Raw genomic sequence first — 20,969 nt, 5'->3', positions numbered from 1 at the left:
TAACTGGTCAATTAAAATGTTGCACTTAAACCTAAGCGGTAAATACGGGCCTGTGGATATATACCACGGTCAATACCAATATCAAGACTGCTGCGCGCACCAATTTCCGGGTCGAAGCCAGAGTAGTTGGTAAAAGTTAGCAGGTTGTCACCTGATACATAGATACGCAAGGCTTGCAGCTTAATTTTTGACATAAGCGCTTTGTTGAATGAATAACCAAGTTGTAAGGTTTTAAGGCGTACATAATCGCCTTTCTCTAAATACAGGTCAGATATTTTGCTGTAGTTTCCGTTGGTATCATTCCAGGTGAAACGAGGGTTGGTATTTGTGCTGCCCTCACCGCTCCAACGGTTTAGGTAAAGCGTTTGCATGTTGGCAGTAGGAAAGTCATGACGGCGTGTACCGTTAAAAATTTGATTGCCAAATGCACCTGTAAAGAAGCCATTAAGGTCAAAGCCCTGATAAGCTAAGCCAAAGGTAAAACCACCTGTAATTTTAGGCGTAGGGTTACCAATAATGGTACGGTCCTCGGGGTCAATGACACCATTGCCATTCAGGTCTTTAAACCTAACATCGCCAGGTACCGCATCCGGTTGGATTTTTGTGCCGTTGAGGGTATATGCATTTACCTCGGCTACGTTTTGGAATATACCATCGGTTTTATAACCGTAAAAGTAAGAGAACGGCTGACCAATGGTACTGCGCTCAACTTGTCCGTAGGTTGATATACCTGCACCACCTAAAATCCTTTCAGCGTTGCCAATCTCGGTAACGGTGTTTTTATTGAAGCTGCCGTTTATACCTGCATTGATTTTGAACTTACCGATGTTTTGCTGATAGTTAAGTGTTAACTCGATACCTGAGTTGCGTACAGTGCCACCGTTGGCAGTTCCGGGAGGTACGCCTACACTTAGTGGGATAGGTACCTGTAAAAGCCAGCCTTTAGTTGTTTTTACATAGTAATCGGCAGTAAATGTAAACATATTACGCAGGAAGGTTAAGTCTAAGCCGATGTCGCTTTGTACCGATTCTTCCCAGCGGATATCAGGGTTGGCTATGAACGATGGTGAAGCGCCGCTGATGTAGCCATTGCCGCTTCCGTTATAATAAGTATAACCACGACCTACGCCAATTATGGCTGCCCAAGGGTAATTACCTATGCGGTCGTTACCGTTTTTACCCCATGATGCACGTATTTTACCAAATGTGATGAAGTCATTTTTAGGTATAAAGTTTTCCTCTGTGAAAATCCAGCCGGCAGATACAGCCGGGAAGTAACCAAATGGATAATTTGAGCCGAATTTTGACGACCCGTCACGGCGCAGAGAAGCAGATAACAAATATTTATTATCATAGTTATAGTTTACCCTTCCGAAAAGGGAGAACAAAGCATTGCCGCCTGCTCCGCCTGTAGCTTTAGCTGTACCTGCATCAACTGCAAGGTCAAGGTAAGCCATATTTGGATCGGTAACTACTAAGCCGGTATTGGAACCGTAAAGTGTTTCAGAGTTTTCGCGGCGATGAGTGGTACCCAGCGTAACGCCCAACGTATGTTTGCTGAATGTTTTATTATAATTCAAAACGTTTTCAGCCTGCCAGGTATAGTAGCGATCAGTACCTTTTGATACACTGGAGTTAATATTTTGCTGGGCCGCGTTTAGGTAAAATACAGGACTGTAATTATTGCTGTTAACGTAAGCCAAGTCAATACTGAATGATGAACGGAACGTAAGTTCTTTCAAAATGTTGATTTCAGCATAGGTGTTTCCCACCAACTTGTCAACCCGGGTAAGTCCGTTGGTAACCGCAAGGCGAGCAAGCGGGTTTACAATTTCCTGTGCTACATAAGGCGAAATACCATAGAGATTACCGTTACCATCACGTACAGCATTAGCGTTATATGTTGCTGCACGGGTAGGGTCGTTTTCAATAACTGGTGTAATAGGGTCAAGGTTAATGGCGTTATTTAGTAGACCGCCAAACTCCTGGTTAGGATCAATTGCCGTACGGCGAATGTGCGAGTAAGCTACGTTAGCACCAACCTTAAGGAAGTCTTTTACCTTGTTGTCGCTGTTAGCGCGAAAGGTGTATCGTTTAAAGTCAGATTTGTCGCCGCCAACCAAACCCTTTTGGTTAAACAACGAAAAATTAATAGCATAGTTGTTTTTGTCGGTACCGCCGTTTACGGCAAACTGGTGATTATACGTAGGCGCGTTTTTTTGAAACAAGGCGCGTTGCCAGTCGGTACCGGTACCTGCCGGATATTTACTTAAATCGGGATAAGGGATGGAGTTGCCTGCGTTGGCAGCACCCTCATTCATCATTACTGCATACTCACGGGCATCAAGCAACTTCATGTAACGCCATGCGTTTTGTATACCCATATATCCATCGTAAGTTACGCGGGTTCTTCCATCTTTTGAGCCGCCTTTTGTGGTAATAAGCACCACACCGTTACCACCACGCGCACCGTAAATGGCAGCTGACGCGGCATCCTTAAGTACGTCCATCGATTGAATGTCGGCCGGGTTTAAGTAATCAATTCCGCCTACCTGGAAGCCATCAACGATGTAGATAGGAGAGGCATCGCCATTGGTGCCAATACCACGTATGCGCACCGTTGGGGCATCACCCGGTTGTCCGGAAACATTGGTTACCTGTACACCGGCTATCCGGCCCTGCATGGCTTGTTCAATACGCTGCACCGGGGTTTGCGTGATTTGATCGGGCTTAATTGAACCAATAGCAGATGATACATTGCGGCGAACCTGCGTGCCATAACCAACTACAACCACATCACTGAGGTTGGTTGATTTTTCAGACATTACAATTTGAATGAAGTTGGTTGAGTTTACGGTGTAGCGCTGCGGCTCTAGTCCAATTTGGTTGAATACTAGCACGGAGCCTTGTTTCGGCACCTTAATACTGAATTCACCGTTGGGGCCGGTTGCTACACCGTTCGATCCGCCTTCAACAGATACAGTTACTCCTGGTAAAGCAGCTCCGTCGCTTTTTAGAGTAACCTTGCCTGATACTTGCAGCTCCTGAGCTTTAAGCCCAAAGGCATGCAATAGCAGAACTAATAGAAAAAAAGTAATTTTTCCTTTCATAGAAGATCATAAAATGGTTTACAAAATGGTTTAATCGGTACAGGCGGGTGCCTGTTGGTTGAGGCAAATATAAACTCACATTTAACTACACCTAATTTTCAACACACTATATAACCCATACAACGGTATTTTTACCCCTCAAAATGCCCCTACTTTAACACTACAAGAGCGAGACAAAATATTAGCATTTAACTCATTGTCAGTTAGTTGTTTATTAATGTCAAGGCTACATTTAAAATAAATTTGACACTACACGAGGTTGGTTAAAATCTATTATTTAGTTTTACGCTTATTCAATGAAAAAAGCATTACTAACCATAATAACCTGCTTTTCATTTATCTTTTTCTTGTATGCCCAAGACCCAGTAGGACTGCCTCAAATTGTTAATTATACCAATTTGGAATACAAAGGCGGTATCCAAAACTGGGCTATTGATCAGGATAAGGATGGTAGGGTATACTTTGCTAACAATGAAGGATTACTATCATTTGATGGTAAGCACTGGAAACTTTACAGGTTACCAAACCGCACAGTTGCGCACGCCTTGAAAATTGAAAAAGATGGAAAGATATTTGTTGGCGGACAAGATGAAATTGGCTACTACAAACCCAATAATGGAGGCATACTTACCTATCAATCATTAAAACCACTTATACCAAAGGCAAACAGGCAATTTGCAGATGTTTGGAATATTTGTGAAGCCAATGGAGAAACGTTTTTCCGTACCGTAGAGAAAATATTTTATTTAAAAGATGGAACCATAAGCGTATATAGAACTAACACCGAGTGGACTTTTTTAGGATGTGCTCAAAACCGTATCTACGCGCAGCAAAAACATAAAGGGCTAATGGTTTTTGATAACGGTACATGGAGAACTGCTTGCAAAAATTCGATACTTAAAGAGGGTACAGTCACATCTGTTTTGGATTATGCACCCGGAACGCTATTGATAGCAACGCTTAAAAACGGGTTGTTTTTATTAAAAGATGGTGTTCTTACGCCTAAAATAACAGCTGTAGATAATATCCTTAAATCAAGTTATGCCTATTGTGCAATTGCCGTCAACAAAGACTGGTTTGCCATAGGTACTACCACATCGGCATGTTATATCATTGATAAAGAAGGGAATATAATTCAGCACTTTTCAAGTGATGAAGGGTTGCAGAAAAATTATATACGTAATCTTTTTACCGATAAAGCTAAAAACCTTTGGCTTGCTTTAGATGATGGTATTGATTTTATTGCTTTTAATAGTGCTATTAAACAAATATTCCCCGATAACAAAAAGCAGATCAGCAGTTACACATCATGTATATTTAAGAATGAGTTATATGTGGGTGCATCAAACGGCCTTTTTAAGCTTCCGCTTGATATGCAAGCGAGAGATTTGAGTTATTCACGCAGTAATTTTAAAGAAGTAGGCAACTTACGCGGCCAGGTATGGGGGTTAAATGAAATTAACCAAAAGCTGTTGCTCGCCCATGAAGACGGTGCTTTTGAAGTACAACCAAATAATTTAAAGCCCCTAAGCCAAAACACAGGTAACTGGTTGTTTGAGCCTCTATCACCTATTGAGCCCGTCCCTGTAGCTGTTGCTGGTACATATGAAGGATTACAGCTACTTAACTATAAAGATGGCAATTTCATTAATGCAGGTCCAATTGTTGGCTTAGATAAACTATCGTTAAGATTTTTAGCCTATGACAATAATAGTAACATTGTTTGGACTTCGCACCCTTACAGAGGAGTATTTAAGTTAACACTATCAGCAAATCATCAGCAGGTGATTAAACGGGAAGTGTTAGGCGTTAAAGAAGGCTTGCCTGAAGCATTAGGAAATTACATTTTTCGAATTAAAAACCGAATTGTAGTAGCCAGCTTAAAGGGCATTTATGAATATAACGATGAAACAATGCGCTTCCAGCGTTCGGCTTTGTTTGAACCCTACACGCATACTACAGCTATACACTACCTCCATGAAGATGCCGCCGGAAACGTTTGGTTTGTAAATGGAAAGAAACTTGGAGTTGTTGATTTTTCAACTAATGAGTCTCACCCTACAGTAGTTTATTTTCCTGAACTTACTTCCAAGCTTGTATCAGGTTTTGAGCATGTTTACCCGTACAACCAGCAAAATATTTTCGTAGGTGCTAATAAGGGTATTTACCATATCAATTTCCTAAAGTACCGCGAGCAAAGTCGTTTACCTATTAATGTTTTACTTACGCAGGTTAAGCTAATAAATGACAAAGACAGTGTAGTTTTTGGTGGCTATAATCGAATAAAAGCCAATGCACAAATTAAATTACCTCACGAGCTTAATTCACTGCAGTTTGAGTTTGCTTCTACTTTATATGAGCAGCAAAATACGCTGGAGTTTAGTTATCAGTTGGAGGGATTTGACAAACAATGGTCGGCTTGGAACACAAAGGCCGAAAAGGAGTATACCAATTTGCCTGCGGGTACTTATACTTTTAAAGTAAAAGCCCGTAATAATATGGGTAATGAATCGGTACCGGTTGAGCGGCAGTTTGTAATTGAAGCAGCCTGGTACCAAAGCTGGTGGTTTTATGCGCTATGCATGGCCGTGGTGACGGGCGGCGTTCATATGTTTATTCAACAACAACAGCGTAAACACATCAAAGAACAAGAAAAGCTCAAGTATTTGCATCAATTGGAATTGGAACACAATGAGCGCGAAATAATGAAGCTGCAAAATGAAAAGCTGGTAGCCGATGTTAGTTATAAAAATAAAGAACTGGCCTCAACTACCATGCATTTGGTACAGCGTGGTAAACTGCTTGCTAAAATTAAAGATGAACTATTGCCTTTGGTTGCCAATGGTAAAAGCGAAAAGTCAGCTGACTTTAAACGTGTTGTACGCTTGCTAAATGAAGCTGAACGTAATGATGGCGACTGGGAGCAGTTTGCCATGCACTTTGATCACATACACTCCAATTTTTTAAGCCGGCTTAAAGAGCGTTTTCCTGAGCTGAGTTCAAATGATTTAAAATTATGCGCTTACCTTAAAATGAATCTTACCTCAAAAGAGATAGCGCAGTTAATGAGTATTACCATTAAAGCAGTGGAGGTAAGTAGATACCGTCTTCGTAAAAAAATGCAGATACCGTCAGATGTACCGCTGTTTGATTATTTAATTAAAGCAATAGCTCAACCAGCAAAGGCGGATGATGTACTTAAGTAAATAGCCTAATAACCTTTAATTCTATATAGTCTTCTAAAGTTTATAAAGCGCAAAATTACTCCATTTTCTATCTTTGCTCATAAATTCATAAGTACTGTGATTAACGTAAACAATATTTCAGTTTCATTTGGCGGAACAACCCTTTTTAGTGATGTTACTTTTTCAATTAATGAAAACGACAAAATAGCTCTCATGGGCAAAAACGGTGCAGGCAAATCCACAATTCTTAAAATAATTGCCGGTGCAGCCAAACCTACTACTGGTAATGTAACCGGCCCTAAAGAAGCTGTAATTGCTTATTTGCCTCAGCATTTGCTAACGCAAGATAACGTAACCGTTTTTGAAGAAACCATGAAAGCTTTTGCAGAGGCAAACCAAATGCAAAAGGAATTGGATGAAGTTAACGAGCAGCTTAACATCCGTACCGATTACGAAAGCGATGAGTACATGAAACTCATTGAAAGAGTATCGGAATTGAGCGAAAAGGTATATACGGTAGAGGAAACCAATTACGATGCAGAAGTTGAAAAAGTACTGAAAGGGCTTGGTTTTGAACGTAAAGACTTTAACAGGCAAACTTCTGAATTTTCGGGCGGATGGCGCATGCGTATTGAGTTGGCTAAGATTTTATTGAAGAAGCCCGATCTTATTTTACTGGATGAGCCTACTAACCACATGGATATTGAAAGTATACAGTGGCTGGAAGAGTTTTTATTAAATTCAGCAAAGGCTGTAATGGTAATATCGCACGACCGTGCCTTTGTTGATAATATTACCAACCGCACCATAGAAGTAACTATGGGGCGCATATACGACTACAAAGCTAAATATAGCCACTACCTGCAGTTACGTGCCGACCGCCGTTTACATCAGCTAAAGGCTTACGAAGAACAGCAGCGTTTCATTGCTGATAACCAAGAGTTCATTGACCGTTTCAGGGGTACGTATTCAAAAACTCTGCAAGTGCAATCACGCGTTAAAATGTTAGAGAAGCTGGAAGTAATTGAAATTGATGAAGTTGATACATCAGCTTTACGACTCAAGTTTCCTCCATCTCCACGCTCGGGGCAATATCCGCTTATGGTTGAGGAAATGAGCAAAAGCTACGGAGACCATGTAGTATTCCAAAACGCATCGATGGTTATTGAGCGTGGCGAAAAGGTAGCCTTTGTGGGTAAAAATGGTGAAGGTAAATCAACCATGATCAAAGCTATCATGAATGAAATCGACTTTGACGGAAGCCTTAAAGTAGGTCATAACGCTAAAATAGGCTACTTTGCACAAAATCAAGCCGCTCTGCTTGATGAGAACTTGACCGTATTCGATACCATCGACCAAATCCCATTATCTGACAATACTGTTAAAATCAAAGATTTGTTAGGCGCATTTATGTTTAGCGGTGACGATACTACCAAAAAAGTTAAGGTACTTTCAGGAGGGGAGAAAACCCGTTTGGCTATGATCAAACTACTTTTGGAGCCCGTAAATCTGCTTATATTGGATGAGCCTACCAACCACTTGGATATGAAGACGAAAGATATCATTAAAGATGCCTTGCGCGATTTTGATGGTACGTTAATCCTTGTATCTCACGATCGTGACTTTTTAGACGGCCTCGTTACCAAAGTATTTGAATTTGGCAACAAACGGGTGCGTGAACACTTTGAAGATATTAAAGGATTTTTGGCTTATAAAAAGATGGATAACCTGAAAGATATTGAACAAAGCTAGCGCGTTACTATAACTTAGGATATTTACTTAAAAGGTGCTGAAATTCCTGACGCATAATAGTATTATGTTTTGAGGGTTTTGCAGCACCTTTTTTTATGGCTGAAACTGAACTTAGCTTATTAGTCAACAATTAAAAGGTTATGCTTAATTATAAGATTTACAGCTGGCGCCTGCTTATACTGGCAATTCTAGCTCTAACACATAATAATGCTGTTGCAAGTAAGTTAGTAAGCCCACCGCGACATAAGCAGCTAAAAAATATTGTTTTGATTGCCGGTACTAAAAGCCATGATCCCGGTGAACACGAGTACGAGAAAACGGTAAAGCTTATTAAGGTAATGCTTGATCGCTCAAATGTAAAAGGCATCAACACCAGTTTTTACTTAAACGGATGGCCGCCTGCAGATTCATTACTTAATAAGGCCGATTTAATATTATTTGTTACCGATGGTGCAGATGGAATAAATTTTAAAGAGTCGCCATTTTTGACCGGCAGTCGTATGGCGGTTCTACAACGGCAAGTAAATAGGGGATGTGGCATAGCATTACTACACTTTTCTACGTTTGCTGATTATGAACATGGACAAAAGCTTTTAGAATGGACCGGAGGGTATTATGACTGGCAAGATTCTACGGGTGCTAAACGTCATTATTCAGATTTAAAAGTTGCCAATGCGCAGGTAACACTTGCCAGTCCAAAACACCCAATAAGTAATGGAGTTAAGCCTTTCACCATTAAAGATGAATTCTATTATAATATGCGTTTTGTGGCTGAACGTAAGGATATTATTCCAGTACTTAATGTGCCCGTTTTAGGGGGGAGTAAACCATTAGGAGATGTAGTTGCCTGGGGTTATAAGCGTGAAAAAGGCGGACGGGCATTTTGCGCTACTATGGCACATTACTATTCAAACTGGCAAAATGAAAATTTTAGAAAAGTGCTCTTAAACGGATTGATTTGGGCTGCGGGTATAAAAGTTCCGGTGAGTGGCACTAATTCAGTATTTTATATCGACGAAGAAGTTGCGAGTTTATTGAATACAACCAATTGATCGGTTGGGCTAAAAAAGTATTATAAACTGGCAAAAAAAAGTAAACGCATTTTTGAAGATTTTCATTGCTTTGCAGTACACCAATTCAAAGCTAAATGAAAGTTTCTTACCTCGGGTTAACATTACTGGCTGTAGTGTGTAAAATAGGAGCGGCCATTGCCCAGCCGGGCTTGCAAAGCAATGCTATTAAAAAAGACTGGTGGCATATTGATGCCATAAAGCCCTACAAGCTCCCTGCAACTGCAAGTAAAATGTCTTACATAAAAGTTCAGGGTAATTCTTTTGTTAATGATAAAGGCAAGGTAATTGTTTTCAAGGGATTGTCCATTTCCGACCCGGATAAGTTGGTTAAAGACGGGCATTGGAACAAGAAGCATTTTGAGGTAATTAAAAGCTGGGGCGCAAATTTAATACGTATCCCGGTGCATCCTGTTGCCTATCATCAGCGTGGGGTAGAGGCTTACATTAAACTTTTAGATGAAGCCGTTAACTGGTGCTCAGAACTGGGTATTTATGTGTTAATTGACTGGCATGCTATAGGCAACCTGCAAATGGAGGTTCTTTCGCAAGACATGCATAAAACCACTAAAAGCGAAACTTTTAATTTCTGGAGAAACATTGCAGAACATTACAAAGATATTCCTACTGTGGCATTTTACGAGTTGTTTAATGAGCCTACCACTTATGATGGGCAATACGGCACCGCCAGTTGGGACGGTTGGAAAACGTTAATGGAGCAAATGATTGATTTGATTTACGTTTACAATAAAAATGTAGTTCCGTTGGTTGCCGGCTTTAACTGGGCATATGATCTTACACCAGTAAAAGACAACCCAATTGCCCGCCCGGGTATTGGTTATGTAACGCATCCTTACCCTGGTAAACGCGCTGTACCACGTGAAGATAAGTGGGAATTGGACTTTGGTTTTGTGGCCGATAAATATCCGGTGATAGCAACCGAGCTTGGCTTTATGCCCGGAGATGAAGATGAGAATTTAAAGGACGATGGCATTTACGGGCCGTCAATTATAAAATACTTTAATAAAAAAGGCATATCATGGGTGGTTTGGGTTTTTGACCCCGATTGGATACCACAAATGATTAAGAACTGGAATTATGAGCCTACATCACAAGGTAAGTTTTTTAGTGATGTGATGAAAGGTAAGTAATATGTTGGTTATGCATTTTTTGGTTTGGCCGCCGGTAATTTACCGGCGGCTTTTTTTTATTAGCATATTTTTCAACTCATAAAACAATATTATTAAGCTAAAAAAGTATTAGTGTCATTTTGCTAATAATCACACATTTACATATACCTAAAAGACGCTTGTTTTCTCAATTATCAAGTGTCTGCAAACATCTAAACCAAAGTATATAACCAATTAATAAATGAAATTATGAATGTTGGAATTGATAGTTACTGTTACCACCGTCTTTTTGGCGAGGTATATCCCGGCCAGGATAAGCCCGAAAAAGAGCTTTCATTTGATGCTTTCCTAAAAGATATAGGCAAGCTGGATATAAAAGGCATATCACTGGAGTCGTGTTTTATTCCACGGTTTAATAAAGAGTACTTACTTGATGTAAAACAGCAACTTGATGATAACGATATGGATAGGGTTTACGCGTGGGGGCACCCTGATGGTTTGGAAGGTGGTAAAAATGAAGCTGCATTTGATGAAATGCTTGAGCACATTGAGTATGCTAGTTATATAGGTGCCAATGTAATGCGGGTAGTAGGCAGCAGCCTTCAATTCAGGTTTGAGGATCATGCTCCACAGCTCGAAAAATTAAGCCAAATGTTTACTGATGCCGCTAAAGTTGCCGCACGGTACAACATAAAGCTGGCTGTGGAAAATCACATTGATTATAACTCCGACGAAATACTACAATTGATCACTAATGTTAATTCGCCATATTTTGGAGTGAACTTTGACACCGGCAATTTTTTAAGAGTGCTTGATGATCCTATTCAAGCAATGGAAAAGTTAGCGCCCTATGTTTTGGCTACTCATATTAAGGATCTTAAACCGGTTAAAGGTGTTCCTGTAAATGAATGGTATTTCTTTTCATGCGTACCAACGGGTGAGGGCTTGGTTGATAATGCCCGGCTTGCACAAATTTTAAAGCAGCACAATTACAAAGGCTTCCTGGCAGTTGAAATTGACTTTTTGCACCCAGATTATACCAATCAGGAAGAGGATGTGGTAAAAAAGAGTGTTGCTGAATTATGGAAAATAGCCGGAAGATTAGAGTATGCTTAAAACATTGAACGTAGGTATTGTAGGTTATAAATTTATGGGTAGGGCGCACAGTAACGCCTGGCTTAAAGCACCGTTGTTTTTTGATGTTGCGGCTAAACCTGTTCTAAAGGTTGCATGCGGAAGACACGAACCCTCACTGAAAGAATTTGCTGAACGTTGGGGCTGGCAGGAAACGCAAACTGACTGGAAAAAGCTTATCAGCAGAGCAGATATTGATATAATTGATATTGCCTTGCCACAGCACCTGCATTACGAAATTGCCATTGCTGCGGCTAAAGAAGGTAAGCATATTTTTTGCGAAAAGCCGTTGGCCATGAGCGTAAAGCAGGCTGAGGAAATGCTGCGCGTGTGCGAAGATAACAAAGTAATACACTATCTAAATCATAACTACAGGCGTGTACCTGCAATAGCATTGGCAAAAAAAATGATTGAAAATGGCCTGCTGGGAAGGCTGTTTCACTGGAGAGCTGCTTACCAGCAAGATTGGATAGTTGATCCTGAATTTCCGCTGACATGGCAATTGCGTAAGGAGACTGCTCAAGCTGGTCCGCACTGGGATTTAAACTCACATTGCGTTGATTTGGCGCATTATCTTATAGGCTCAATTGATTCGGTGACTGCAATGAGTACTAACTTTATTACCGAACGGCCTTTAGCCGATGAAGCAAGTACAGGCAATTTACAGGCCGAGGTGAATGGTAGCGAACGAGGTCAAGTAACCGTTGAAGACGCTGCTTTAATGATCGTGAAGTTTGCAAACGGCGTAATGGGTTCATTTGAAGCCACACGTTTTGCAACAGGTCGTAAAAATAAGCTTTCATTTGAGATATATGGAAGCAAGGGAAGCCTCACATTTGATTTGGAGCGAATGAACGAGCTTATGTTCTTCTCCTCAAGTGATGCTGACGATACTCAAGGCTTCCGCAAAATTATTGTTACCGAACCGCAACATCCATACATAAAAAGCTGGTGGCCGCCCGGCCATATAATTGGCTACGAGCATTCCTTTGTTCATGCGGTAGTTGATTTCATTGATGCCATTGAGAATAAAAAGCAGGTAACTCCCAACTTTAATGACGGACTCAATACAATGAAGGTGCTTGAAGCAGGGCTGCTATCGGCTCAAACCAAACAACAAATAACTTTAAATACATAGCGTATGCAAACCCTTAAAGAGAAGTTTTTACAAGATGGATACGTAATAATAGACGTATTAACGCAACAAGAAATAGACGACTTCAGGGAGATAATGGATGCCCTTATCAGTCCTCAGGTAAAAGCCGGCAACAACGAAAAGAAGAGTTCTTCTTTTCAGCACTTAGGCGATGAGCTGAGTGATTTTGGTAAAGAAGCGCGCCAGTATTATTTCCATTTGCTAACAAAGCCGGGTACCGAACCAATACACCACGCTTTTCATCACCCGGTAATTTTAAAAGCGGTTGAAGAAATTATTGGCCCTAACCTCATAGTCAATAACGCTTCAATACTTGCAGCTAATGAAGGTACAGAATACTCGTTAGGCTGGCACCGTGATATTATTCAAATACCTCAAGATGAGATTGCCGACTGGCTTTTTTCGCCGAAGCGTTTTCACAACAGCGTTCAAATCAATCTTCCGCTGGTTGATGAGAATTCCTTGTGGATTGTCCCTGCAAGTCATAACCGCCCTAACACAGATGCCGAAAATGCTGCATTTAATGGATCTAAGCACTATGCACCAGTAGGAGCCGAAATGCCTGGAGGCGTACCTGTTAAGTTACAAGCAGGACAGGCAGTGTTATACAATAATAATTTAATACACAGAGGGTTTACAGAGAAAATGACGATACCGCGTCGCACCTTGCACATGGGATATCATAGCGCTGCATATCCTCCAACCTGGCATTTTTATCTACTAAACGGAGATCTGCTGACTCCCCAATATCTTGAAACGTTAAGCCCTACAATGCGCACAATGATGCAAGAGTATCTTGAGTGCCGTACCCAATACCCCAACATGGCCGAAACCTGGAAATGGGAGTATAATTTTCCTAAAAAAGAATATACCGCTTAGTATTTGAGGCGGATGCATAGCTTTATGCATTCGCCTTGTAAAATTCAAATGCACTTATATTAAAATGATGCTTACCAAGCAGTTCATAAACGTTAAAAATCTGGCTAAAAAAGTATCATTATACGAAGGCTTGATTACCGGATTCTCAAATTTAATTAATCGCTCAATATTAAACTTATAAGTTGTCAGCACTTTTATTGCTAATTTATTTGTTAACAGCTATTAGAAATTTAAACCGCACTTAATGAATACGCTACGTATTTTAGATAAAAAAGTATTAGAAATGCGTATAAAAAACTTCCATTTTTAGTGATTATAAACCAACCGCTTTTTTGTATCAAGTAAACCAATGATGATACATGCTGAAGCGGATTTTGATAAACCAGCAAGAGCTCGAGACTTGTTGCCCTAAAATGTAAATTATGAAGAAACAAACTTTTACTCCATCTCAAAATAGCGGTATAAGTTGCGGTTAGTATAAAGCTCAATCTAAGCGTTAACTGTAATTATTTAATACCGACTAACCAATTAAACACATGAACTATTTAAGTCACAAATTTGATGGCATTGCTGTGTGCGGCCCAATCTCGCCGCCTAAAAGCAACTTCCGGTCAAAATCTTACGAACGTAATTTGCTCAAATCTGTACTCATTTTATTTTTAGCTTTAGTAAGTGTTGTATATCCATTTACTAGTGCTTGTGCACAAAATGCTGCTGCCGGCATAAGCATCACAGGTAAGGTTACCGATGAAAAAGGAGAACCGCTTGTTGGTGTAAGCGTAAAGGTGAAAAATGGCCAAACCGCTGCACAAACAGACGTAAGAGGTCAATACACAATCAAAGTCCCCAATCAATCGGCAGTGCTGGTTTTTATTTACATGGGTTATGGCACAGCCGAAAAACCTGTGGGTGCAAACAGAACCATCAACGCTCAATTGGCGGTATCAAGCAGCAGGCTTGATGACGTAGTTGTAATAGGCTACGGAAGCGTTGCCCGCCGCGATCTTACAGGTTCGGTTGCCTCCGTAAAAGGCGAAGACCTTACCCGCAACGTGCCCATAAGTGTAAACCAGGGTTTACAGGGCATGGTAGCTGGTGTACAGGTAAATCGTAACGATGGTGCTCCCGGGGCAGGTATCAGTATAACTGTGCGTGGTGCAAACTCTTTCACCGGTAGTGAGCCATTATATGTTATTGATGATATCCCGGTAGTATCGGCACCTACACCAGGTGGCGCCGAAGACAACTTTCAAACCATCAACGGTCTTTCTTTTTTGAACCCGCAGGATGTGGAAAGCATTGAAATTTTAAAAGATGCTTCGGCCACAGCTATTTACGGTTCAAGAGGTGCTAACGGGGTTGTATTAATTACCACTAAAAAAGGCAAAGCCGGAAAAGATAAGGTAAACCTTATAGCTAATACAAGCTGGGCAACAATATCTAAAAAGGTTGACATGCTTGGAGCTTACGAGTATGCAGTGCTACAAAACGAGGCGGCTCAAAACTTAACCACTTACTATGGTTCTCCATTGTCGCTGCCTTTCCCCGGAAATTTCGGACGCGATCCTATAACGCTGGCAAACAACGTATATCGTCCTAAACCGGAAGATTATATCAACGGTTTGCCTGCAGGTAGTGTTTATCCTGAAGGCTTCAAAGGTGAAAACTGGCAAGATCAGGTATTCAGAACCGCAATGACGAAAGATTACACCTTGCAGGTTGCAGGAGGTAGTGAAAAAGGCAGTCACCTCATTTCAGGTAACTACCTCGATCAGGAAGGTATCATTAAGCGTACAGGTTTTAAACGTTATGGTTTGCAGCTAAACATAAACCGCAACGTAAGCCGTTTCTTCCAAATTGGAACAAACAGTAATGTTACTTACACTAACTATGTATTAGGTAAAACCAATACATCAGGTGCGCAGCCAAGCTTAATAAGCTCAGCGTTGTTTTTCCCGCCAACATGGCCTTTAGATGATCCTTATGCCGATGCAAGACAGCAATATGTAAATGCTTCAGGCTTAAGTAATCCAATATTGTCGATTGATAATTCAGACGACCGTACAAAATCTGTGCGTGTTTATACAACCGGTTATGCGCAGTTGAACTTTACGCCGTGGTTAAACTTCAGACAGCGTATTGGTTATAACTACAACACCAATATGCGCCAAACTTATTACAAACGTAATATACCGGAAGGTCGCGTACCGGGCGGGCAAGCATCTGAAGCTAATAACAGCTACGCCCAGTTAACACTTGAGTCGTTATTGAATTTCAAGAAAACCTTTAATAAGGTACATACAATCAATGCTGTAGCAGCTTTAACTTATGAAAAAGGTCAGGCTTATTGGAATGAACAGCGCGCAAATGGTTTCCCTAACGATCTTACCGGTTATTGGAACCTTGCAGCCGGACTAAACCAGGCGTTACCTTACAACTATCGTGAAGATAATGCGCTGATGTCTGTATTAGCACGCATAAACTACAGCTATAAAGGCAAATACTTATTTACGGCTAATTTCAGGCGAGATGGATCGAGCAAGTTTAGTGATCTTAACAAGTTTGCAAACTTCGGAGGCTTGGCGTTCGCCTGGACAGCAAGTGAGGAAGAATTTATACGCAATTTGAACACATTTTCAAATCTGAAAGTTCGTGCAAGTATTGGAGGCACTGGTAACCAAGGTATAGGCCCTTATGGTACGCTTAACAGAGTAGTATCAGCAAATGCAATCGTTGATAAAGATGGAACTATCGGTTCGGGCTATCGTTTGGATGATGGCCGGGGTATTGTTGATCCTAATTTGAAATGGGAGACAACTGTACAAAGCGATGCAGGTATTGATATGGGTTTCCTCAACAACCGCTTAAACGTAACGGTTGATGTTTACTACAAAAAAACCAGAGATCTGTTGCAAAGCATCAATGTAGCACCGAGTACAGGTTACCGCACTAAGCTAACCAACTTTGGTACAGTTGTAAACCGTGGTTTAGAAGTAAGCGTACAAGGCGGCATTATACAAAGTAGTAAGTTTAAATGGGGGGTAAATGCAAACATTGCATTTAATCGCAACAAAATAATGGACCTACCGGCCGATCAGTTTGCTCAGCGTTTATATCACGGTGTTGACCAAGTGCTTATACAACGCAACGGACAGCCTATTGGTGCCATATATGGCTTAGTAGAAGATGGCTTTTATGATAATATAGCTGAGGTACGTGCCGATCCACGTTGGGCAGGCTTAGATGATGCTCAACTTAATCAAAAGCTGGGTACCATCAAATACAAAGATACCGATGGTAACCGCGCCGTGTTAAGCCAGTCTACCGACCGTTTGATAATCGGTAGTACCCAGCCAGATTATACATGGGGTATTACCAACACCTTTAATTACAAACGTTTTGATTTTAGCTTCTTTATACACGGTGTAATGGGAGCTGATGTTATCAATACCAACTTACTTAAAGTTAGGTTAAGCAACACAGGCAACTCTACAGTAGCTGCTTTCAATGGTCGTTGGACGCCGGCAACTGCTGCAACCGCAACCTGGCCACGTGCTGATGCATCTTCAACTATGGAGTACTTGTTTTCAAACAGATATATTGAGGATGGAACCTTTATTCGCTTAAAAACAATCAATCTTGGTTACACTTTTAAAACTCCTGCCAAATTCTTAGGTGATATAAATGTGTACGGCAACGTAAGCAATGTGTTTACCATTACCAATTATAGCTGGTTTGACCCTGATGTGAACTCATTTGGAGGTGATGCCTCGCGCCGTGGGGTAGATATGAATTCATATCCTAACGCCCGCACATTCACTTTAGGTGTAAGAGCTTCATTTTAATCAATAAGGAACCTACAAAATGAAAAGAAGAAATATTAAAATTGCTTTCGTTGCTTTCTGCGCCGTAATGATGTGCGGCTCATGCCGAAAAGCCCTGGAAGAAACTCCATATTCATTTATTGCGCCTGAGCAACTTGGCGATTCAAAAGAAGCTGCACAATTATGGGTTAACGGTGTAAAAAGCTCGTTTACCACCGGAGGTTTTTTCGCCTACGCCATATTTAACCGCGTTTATGATGTTGATAGCGATGATTCATCAGGACCAAACTGGGCCTTTGCTGCCACAGGTGCAGGCAACTTTCAGGAGAATACCGACATCAGGGCTTACTGGTTTGACCTTTACAACTTAATATCAAGGTCAAACAATGCCATAAGCCGCATTACCGCCATGACTGCTATTGATCAGGCATCGAAGGATAATGCCTTGGGCGAATTAAACTTTTACCGTGCGTGGGCATACTTTACTTTAGTAAGAGGCTTTGGTCCGGTACCGCTATACAAGTTTTCAGTAACTGATGGCGAGGATCCTGATCAGCCACGTGCACCGGTAGCTAGTGTTTACGCGTTTATTGTCGAGTGCCTTAAGCAGTCAGAAACGCAATTGTTTAGCCGTAAAAATGCTGCTTACAAAGCGGGTACCCTTAGCCAGGAAGCTGCGAAAACGCTATTAGCCAAAGTGTACTTAAACATGGCCTCGGGTGCCCTGGCCGGTGCGCAGGTAACCGTTTACGGTGGCCCGCAAGGTGGTCGTGGTGCAAGGCGTAATCCGGTTGCTACAACTTATACAAAATCTGTTGTAGCCGGTCATGAGGGTATCAATGCTCGTGAGTACTTTACGCTTGCCCGTAATAAAGCTAAGGAGGTAATAGATGCGGCCGACGGAAATTTAGGTCTTTTCTCTACCTGGGAGCAGGTTTGGCAAAAAGGTAACCGCGGAGGTAAAGAGCATCTTTGGATGATGTATGGCAAAAGTAATAGCGAAGACTTTGGTAACTTTTTAACTTACCATTACTCAGGTATTGAAGGTGCTAACGGAGCACGTGTACAAAGTGGGGGAGGTTTTTATGGCTTGTCTGATCACTGGTACAATTTATTTGAAACTAAAGACGCACGTATAAGACAAGGTGTAACTCATAAATGGCTTAACTATCGCGGTGAAAAACAATGGTATCCGGCCAAAGAAGTTGGCAGTACCGACCCGGCAGTTGGATATGATCCAACCTATATGTACTCTGATGATGATAGCCATATTGCCTTGGTTACCAAGTTTTATGATGTAGCCGACCGCACGGTGTTCCGTACCGATGCAGCTTACCCTTGGTTGAGGTTTGCCGAAACACTTTTAATATTTGCTGAAGCAGATAACGAAGTTAACGGCCCAACAACTGATGCGCTTAATGCCGTAAACCAGTTACGTACCCGCAGCAATGCCACTCCGGCAAGCGTAGCCGATTTTAATCAGCAAAGCCTTCGTTCATATATATTGGAAGAGCGCCGCCGCGAACTGGCAGCAGAAGGAAGCCGCGCCTGGGATTTACGCCGTTGGGGTATATACCTGCAGGTGATGAATGCAATTGGCGCTGTTGATGCAAACGGTATTGTAAAAAGCCGCCAGCAACGACACCTGTTGTTCCCGTTACCAATTGATGAAATTAACGGTAATAAAAACATTGATGGCAATAACCCGGGTTGGTAAGCAACTCAGCAATTAACTACTGTGACTTTTAATAGTACACGTTATTATGAAAAAACTAAGATTTACCAACCATATTGTGGCCTTGAGCATGGCTTTTGTGAGCCTGCACTTAGCTGGCTGTAAAAAAGATAAGGATAATACCGGTAATTGTGACGGTACACCAACTATTACTAAGGTTGTAAAACCAACCGATAGAACAATAACCGTTACATCAGGTAATTTACGTGAGTTTGTTACTATTCAGGGTAGCAATTTATGCGGTGTTCAGGAAGTAATGTTCAACAACATTAAAGTAACCTCAGCTGATTTTTATGCCACTGCTGACGAGGTAACAGTTCGCATCCCTACAAGCGTGCCTAACCCTGATCAGATAACCAATAAGTTAACCGTAACTACGCCATCGGGTAACGCTACAACAACTTTTGCTGTTAACATACCGGCCATAAGTATAACCGGCGTGGATAATGAATATGCGCCGGCAGGTTCAACCATGACGCTGTTTGGACCAAGCTTCGGCATTTACGGGTTTACCGGTGGTAAGGGTAAGGTATTCTTTGGTAATACAGAGGCTACTATTACCAAAGCAACTGCAGATACATTGCAGGTTACCGTACCTGCAGGCGTTGTGCAAAACTCGCCGATAAAGGTTGTGGCTGATAATGGCAGCAATGCTACTTACGCCTATCCATATATGGATAATACCAACATGATGTTTGATTTTGATACTAAAACCGGTACTGCTGCCGGCTTTATTACCAACAGTGCAACACCTGGTGCTATAAGCGGAAAGTATATGCGCATTGCCAAAACCACCGGCACATGGGCTGCGGATGAAATTGTTAGAGGAACGGCCAAACTACCGCAAGACGTAGTCGATCATCCTGATCAGTATCTGTACAAATTTGAAATTAATACCCAGGTGCCGTTTAACCAGCAGGGTATACGCATGTGGGCTGATTACGGCGATAGTGGTACTTATTACTTATGGAATCCTACCGTGTCACCGTTTGATACCCGCGGTAAATGGATAACCTATTCAATACCATTACTTGATATTGTGAAAAAACCAACTATAGTGGCACGCACCAATAATGATTACACTTTCAGGTCAATTGTTTATGGTCCAACGCCTTTTCCTATTGATTTATCAATGGATAACATACGCATAGTGCACAAATAACCCCTAGTTAATTTAAACATGAAAAAAGCTTTAAGTTTAACCGGCATGATGCTGGGTGGCCTTGCCATGGGCTTTGCGCAAAGCAATTCGTTTACGCTTGTCAAAATGCTTAACGAGTATGCTCCTGTGGGTAGCAACATGGTAATTATAGGTTCGCAGTTAAAAAGCAATATTGTACCCGGTAAAGCAAAGGTGCTTTTTGGTAGCACCGAAGCAACCATTGTACGGGTGACTGATGATAGTTTATACATTAAGGTACCTGAAAATGCACAGCCAGGCAACACCATCAAAGTAGTAGCAGGCGGTGCTGAAAAAACTGTTCCTTCTCAGTATAAGGATAAGCGTAACATGTTATTTGATTTTGAGTCGGGTTCGGTAAGCGAGTTCACTACGAAGAGTTCCAAACCAGGGGCTATTGATGGTAAATACATCAGGGTTGAAAAAGAGATACCATCATGGTCGGTAATTGATTTTGTACAGGGCAATGTGCCCTTACCGGCTGATGTAGTTAAAAACCCGGAAAACTATGTATTCAAATTTGAAGTAAACACACTTAAACCATTCGATGCCAACATGATCAAATTTATGATTGATGGCGATTATCATGAGGTGAATACCTATTTGTGGAAAAGCAGGCAAACGTTTGACACACGTGGGCAATGGCAAACCTTTTCTATTGATTTAGGCAAAATGATCAATACGCCGCTTAAGGAATCATCGGCTAAGCACAAGGTTAAGTTTTCTTATCACGGCAATGGCATTCTGGATGCCGATATGTCTTTCGATAATTTTCGCATAGTACCTAAAGAAGATTAATTTTTTCACACAGGGG

The 20,969-nt window shown here is 41.3% G+C and carries 12 protein-coding genes; 11 read left to right on the top strand and 1 reads right to left on the bottom strand.

The genetic code is table 11. The features are described from left to right. Positions 1 to 11 precede the first annotated feature (11 nt). Positions 12 to 3,110 (bottom strand): SusC/RagA family TonB-linked outer membrane protein, encoded by a 3,099-nt coding sequence (locus GO816_RS11790; protein ID WP_157542133.1) that lies wholly within the window; start codon positions 3,108 to 3,110, stop codon positions 12 to 14. A gap of 296 nt (positions 3,111 to 3,406) precedes the next feature. On the opposite strand from GO816_RS11790, the gene GO816_RS11785 reads away from it, so the two are divergent. The 11 genes from GO816_RS11785 to GO816_RS11735 all read left to right on the top strand — a co-directional run bounded on the left by GO816_RS11785 (position 3,407) and on the right by GO816_RS11735 (position 20,953). Continuing rightward, entirely contained in the window at positions 3,407 to 6,316 is a 2,910-nt protein-coding gene (locus tag GO816_RS11785) for a triple tyrosine motif-containing protein (RefSeq protein WP_157542132.1), read from the top strand. 96 nt (positions 6,317 to 6,412) lie between these two features. Next, positions 6,413 to 8,047 carry an ABC-F family ATP-binding cassette domain-containing protein gene (locus tag GO816_RS11780; RefSeq protein ID WP_317163626.1) on the top strand — a complete coding sequence of 545 codons (1,635 nt, stop codon included), beginning with the start codon at positions 6,413 to 6,415 and terminating at the stop codon, positions 8,045 to 8,047. Between the two features lie 140 nt (positions 8,048 to 8,187). Beyond that, a complete protein-coding gene (locus GO816_RS11775; protein WP_157542131.1) occupies positions 8,188 to 9,099 on the top strand; it encodes a ThuA domain-containing protein in 912 nt (303 codons plus the stop codon). A gap of 95 nt (positions 9,100 to 9,194) precedes the next feature. Then, positions 9,195 to 10,268: a glycoside hydrolase family 5 protein gene (locus GO816_RS11770; protein WP_157542130.1), complete on the top strand. Its 1,074-nt coding sequence runs from the start codon at positions 9,195 to 9,197 to the stop codon at positions 10,266 to 10,268. Positions 10,269 to 10,496: 228 nt separating this feature from the next. Beyond that, positions 10,497 to 11,363 (top strand): sugar phosphate isomerase/epimerase family protein, encoded by an 867-nt coding sequence (locus GO816_RS11765; RefSeq protein WP_157542129.1) that lies wholly within the window; start codon positions 10,497 to 10,499, stop codon positions 11,361 to 11,363. After that, on the top strand, positions 11,356 to 12,519 hold the full coding sequence (locus GO816_RS11760; protein WP_157542128.1) for a Gfo/Idh/MocA family protein: 1,164 nt from the start codon (positions 11,356 to 11,358) through the stop codon (positions 12,517 to 12,519). The genes GO816_RS11765 and GO816_RS11760 overlap by 8 nt, the downstream gene beginning before the upstream one ends. Before the next feature lie 3 nt (positions 12,520 to 12,522). Then, positions 12,523 to 13,416 (top strand): phytanoyl-CoA dioxygenase family protein, encoded by an 894-nt coding sequence (locus GO816_RS11755; RefSeq protein WP_157542127.1) that lies wholly within the window; start codon positions 12,523 to 12,525, stop codon positions 13,414 to 13,416. A gap of 536 nt (positions 13,417 to 13,952) precedes the next feature. Further along, on the top strand, positions 13,953 to 17,261 hold the full coding sequence (locus tag GO816_RS11750; protein WP_157542126.1) for a SusC/RagA family TonB-linked outer membrane protein: 3,309 nt from the start codon (positions 13,953 to 13,955) through the stop codon (positions 17,259 to 17,261). 19 nt (positions 17,262 to 17,280) lie between these two features. Beyond that, the gene (locus GO816_RS11745; protein ID WP_157542125.1) at positions 17,281 to 18,957 is read left to right on the top strand and encodes a RagB/SusD family nutrient uptake outer membrane protein; all 1,677 of its coding nucleotides are present in this window, start codon (positions 17,281 to 17,283) and stop codon (positions 18,955 to 18,957) included. Between the two features lie 46 nt (positions 18,958 to 19,003). Beyond that, positions 19,004 to 20,137 carry a glycan-binding surface protein gene (locus GO816_RS11740; RefSeq protein ID WP_157542124.1) on the top strand — a complete coding sequence of 378 codons (1,134 nt, stop codon included), beginning with the start codon at positions 19,004 to 19,006 and terminating at the stop codon, positions 20,135 to 20,137. A gap of 18 nt (positions 20,138 to 20,155) precedes the next feature. Beyond that, positions 20,156 to 20,953 (top strand): glycan-binding surface protein, encoded by a 798-nt coding sequence (locus GO816_RS11735; RefSeq protein WP_157542123.1) that lies wholly within the window; start codon positions 20,156 to 20,158, stop codon positions 20,951 to 20,953. Positions 20,954 to 20,969: the final 16 nt, after the last annotated feature.

The sequence above is a fragment of the Mucilaginibacter aquatilis genome (assembly GCF_009755275.1).
GTDB classification, from domain to species: domain Bacteria; phylum Bacteroidota; class Bacteroidia; order Sphingobacteriales; family Sphingobacteriaceae; genus Mucilaginibacter; species Mucilaginibacter aquatilis.
Note: the sequence above shows the minus strand (reverse complement) of the source record. Positions and strands in the feature narration are given on the sequence as shown.

What these genes read in the sequence shown, in the direction of transcription:
- GO816_RS11790 (WP_157542133.1), bottom strand. Translation starts at nt 3,110, where the DNA reads ATGAAAGGAAAAATTACTTTTTTTCTATTAGTTCTGCTATTGCATGCC.
- GO816_RS11785 (WP_157542132.1), top strand. Translation starts at nt 3,407, where the DNA reads ATGAAAAAAGCATTACTAACCATAATAACCTGCTTTTCATTTATCTTT.
- GO816_RS11775 (WP_157542131.1), top strand. Translation starts at nt 8,188, where the DNA reads ATGCTTAATTATAAGATTTACAGCTGGCGCCTGCTTATACTGGCAATT.
- GO816_RS11770 (WP_157542130.1), top strand. Translation starts at nt 9,195, where the DNA reads ATGAAAGTTTCTTACCTCGGGTTAACATTACTGGCTGTAGTGTGTAAA.
- GO816_RS11765 (WP_157542129.1), top strand. Translation starts at nt 10,497, where the DNA reads ATGAATGTTGGAATTGATAGTTACTGTTACCACCGTCTTTTTGGCGAG.
- GO816_RS11760 (WP_157542128.1), top strand. Translation starts at nt 11,356, where the DNA reads ATGCTTAAAACATTGAACGTAGGTATTGTAGGTTATAAATTTATGGGT.
- GO816_RS11755 (WP_157542127.1), top strand. Translation starts at nt 12,523, where the DNA reads ATGCAAACCCTTAAAGAGAAGTTTTTACAAGATGGATACGTAATAATA.
- GO816_RS11750 (WP_157542126.1), top strand. Translation starts at nt 13,953, where the DNA reads ATGAACTATTTAAGTCACAAATTTGATGGCATTGCTGTGTGCGGCCCA.
- GO816_RS11745 (WP_157542125.1), top strand. Translation starts at nt 17,281, where the DNA reads ATGAAAAGAAGAAATATTAAAATTGCTTTCGTTGCTTTCTGCGCCGTA.
- GO816_RS11740 (WP_157542124.1), top strand. Translation starts at nt 19,004, where the DNA reads ATGAAAAAACTAAGATTTACCAACCATATTGTGGCCTTGAGCATGGCT.
- GO816_RS11735 (WP_157542123.1), top strand. Translation starts at nt 20,156, where the DNA reads ATGAAAAAAGCTTTAAGTTTAACCGGCATGATGCTGGGTGGCCTTGCC.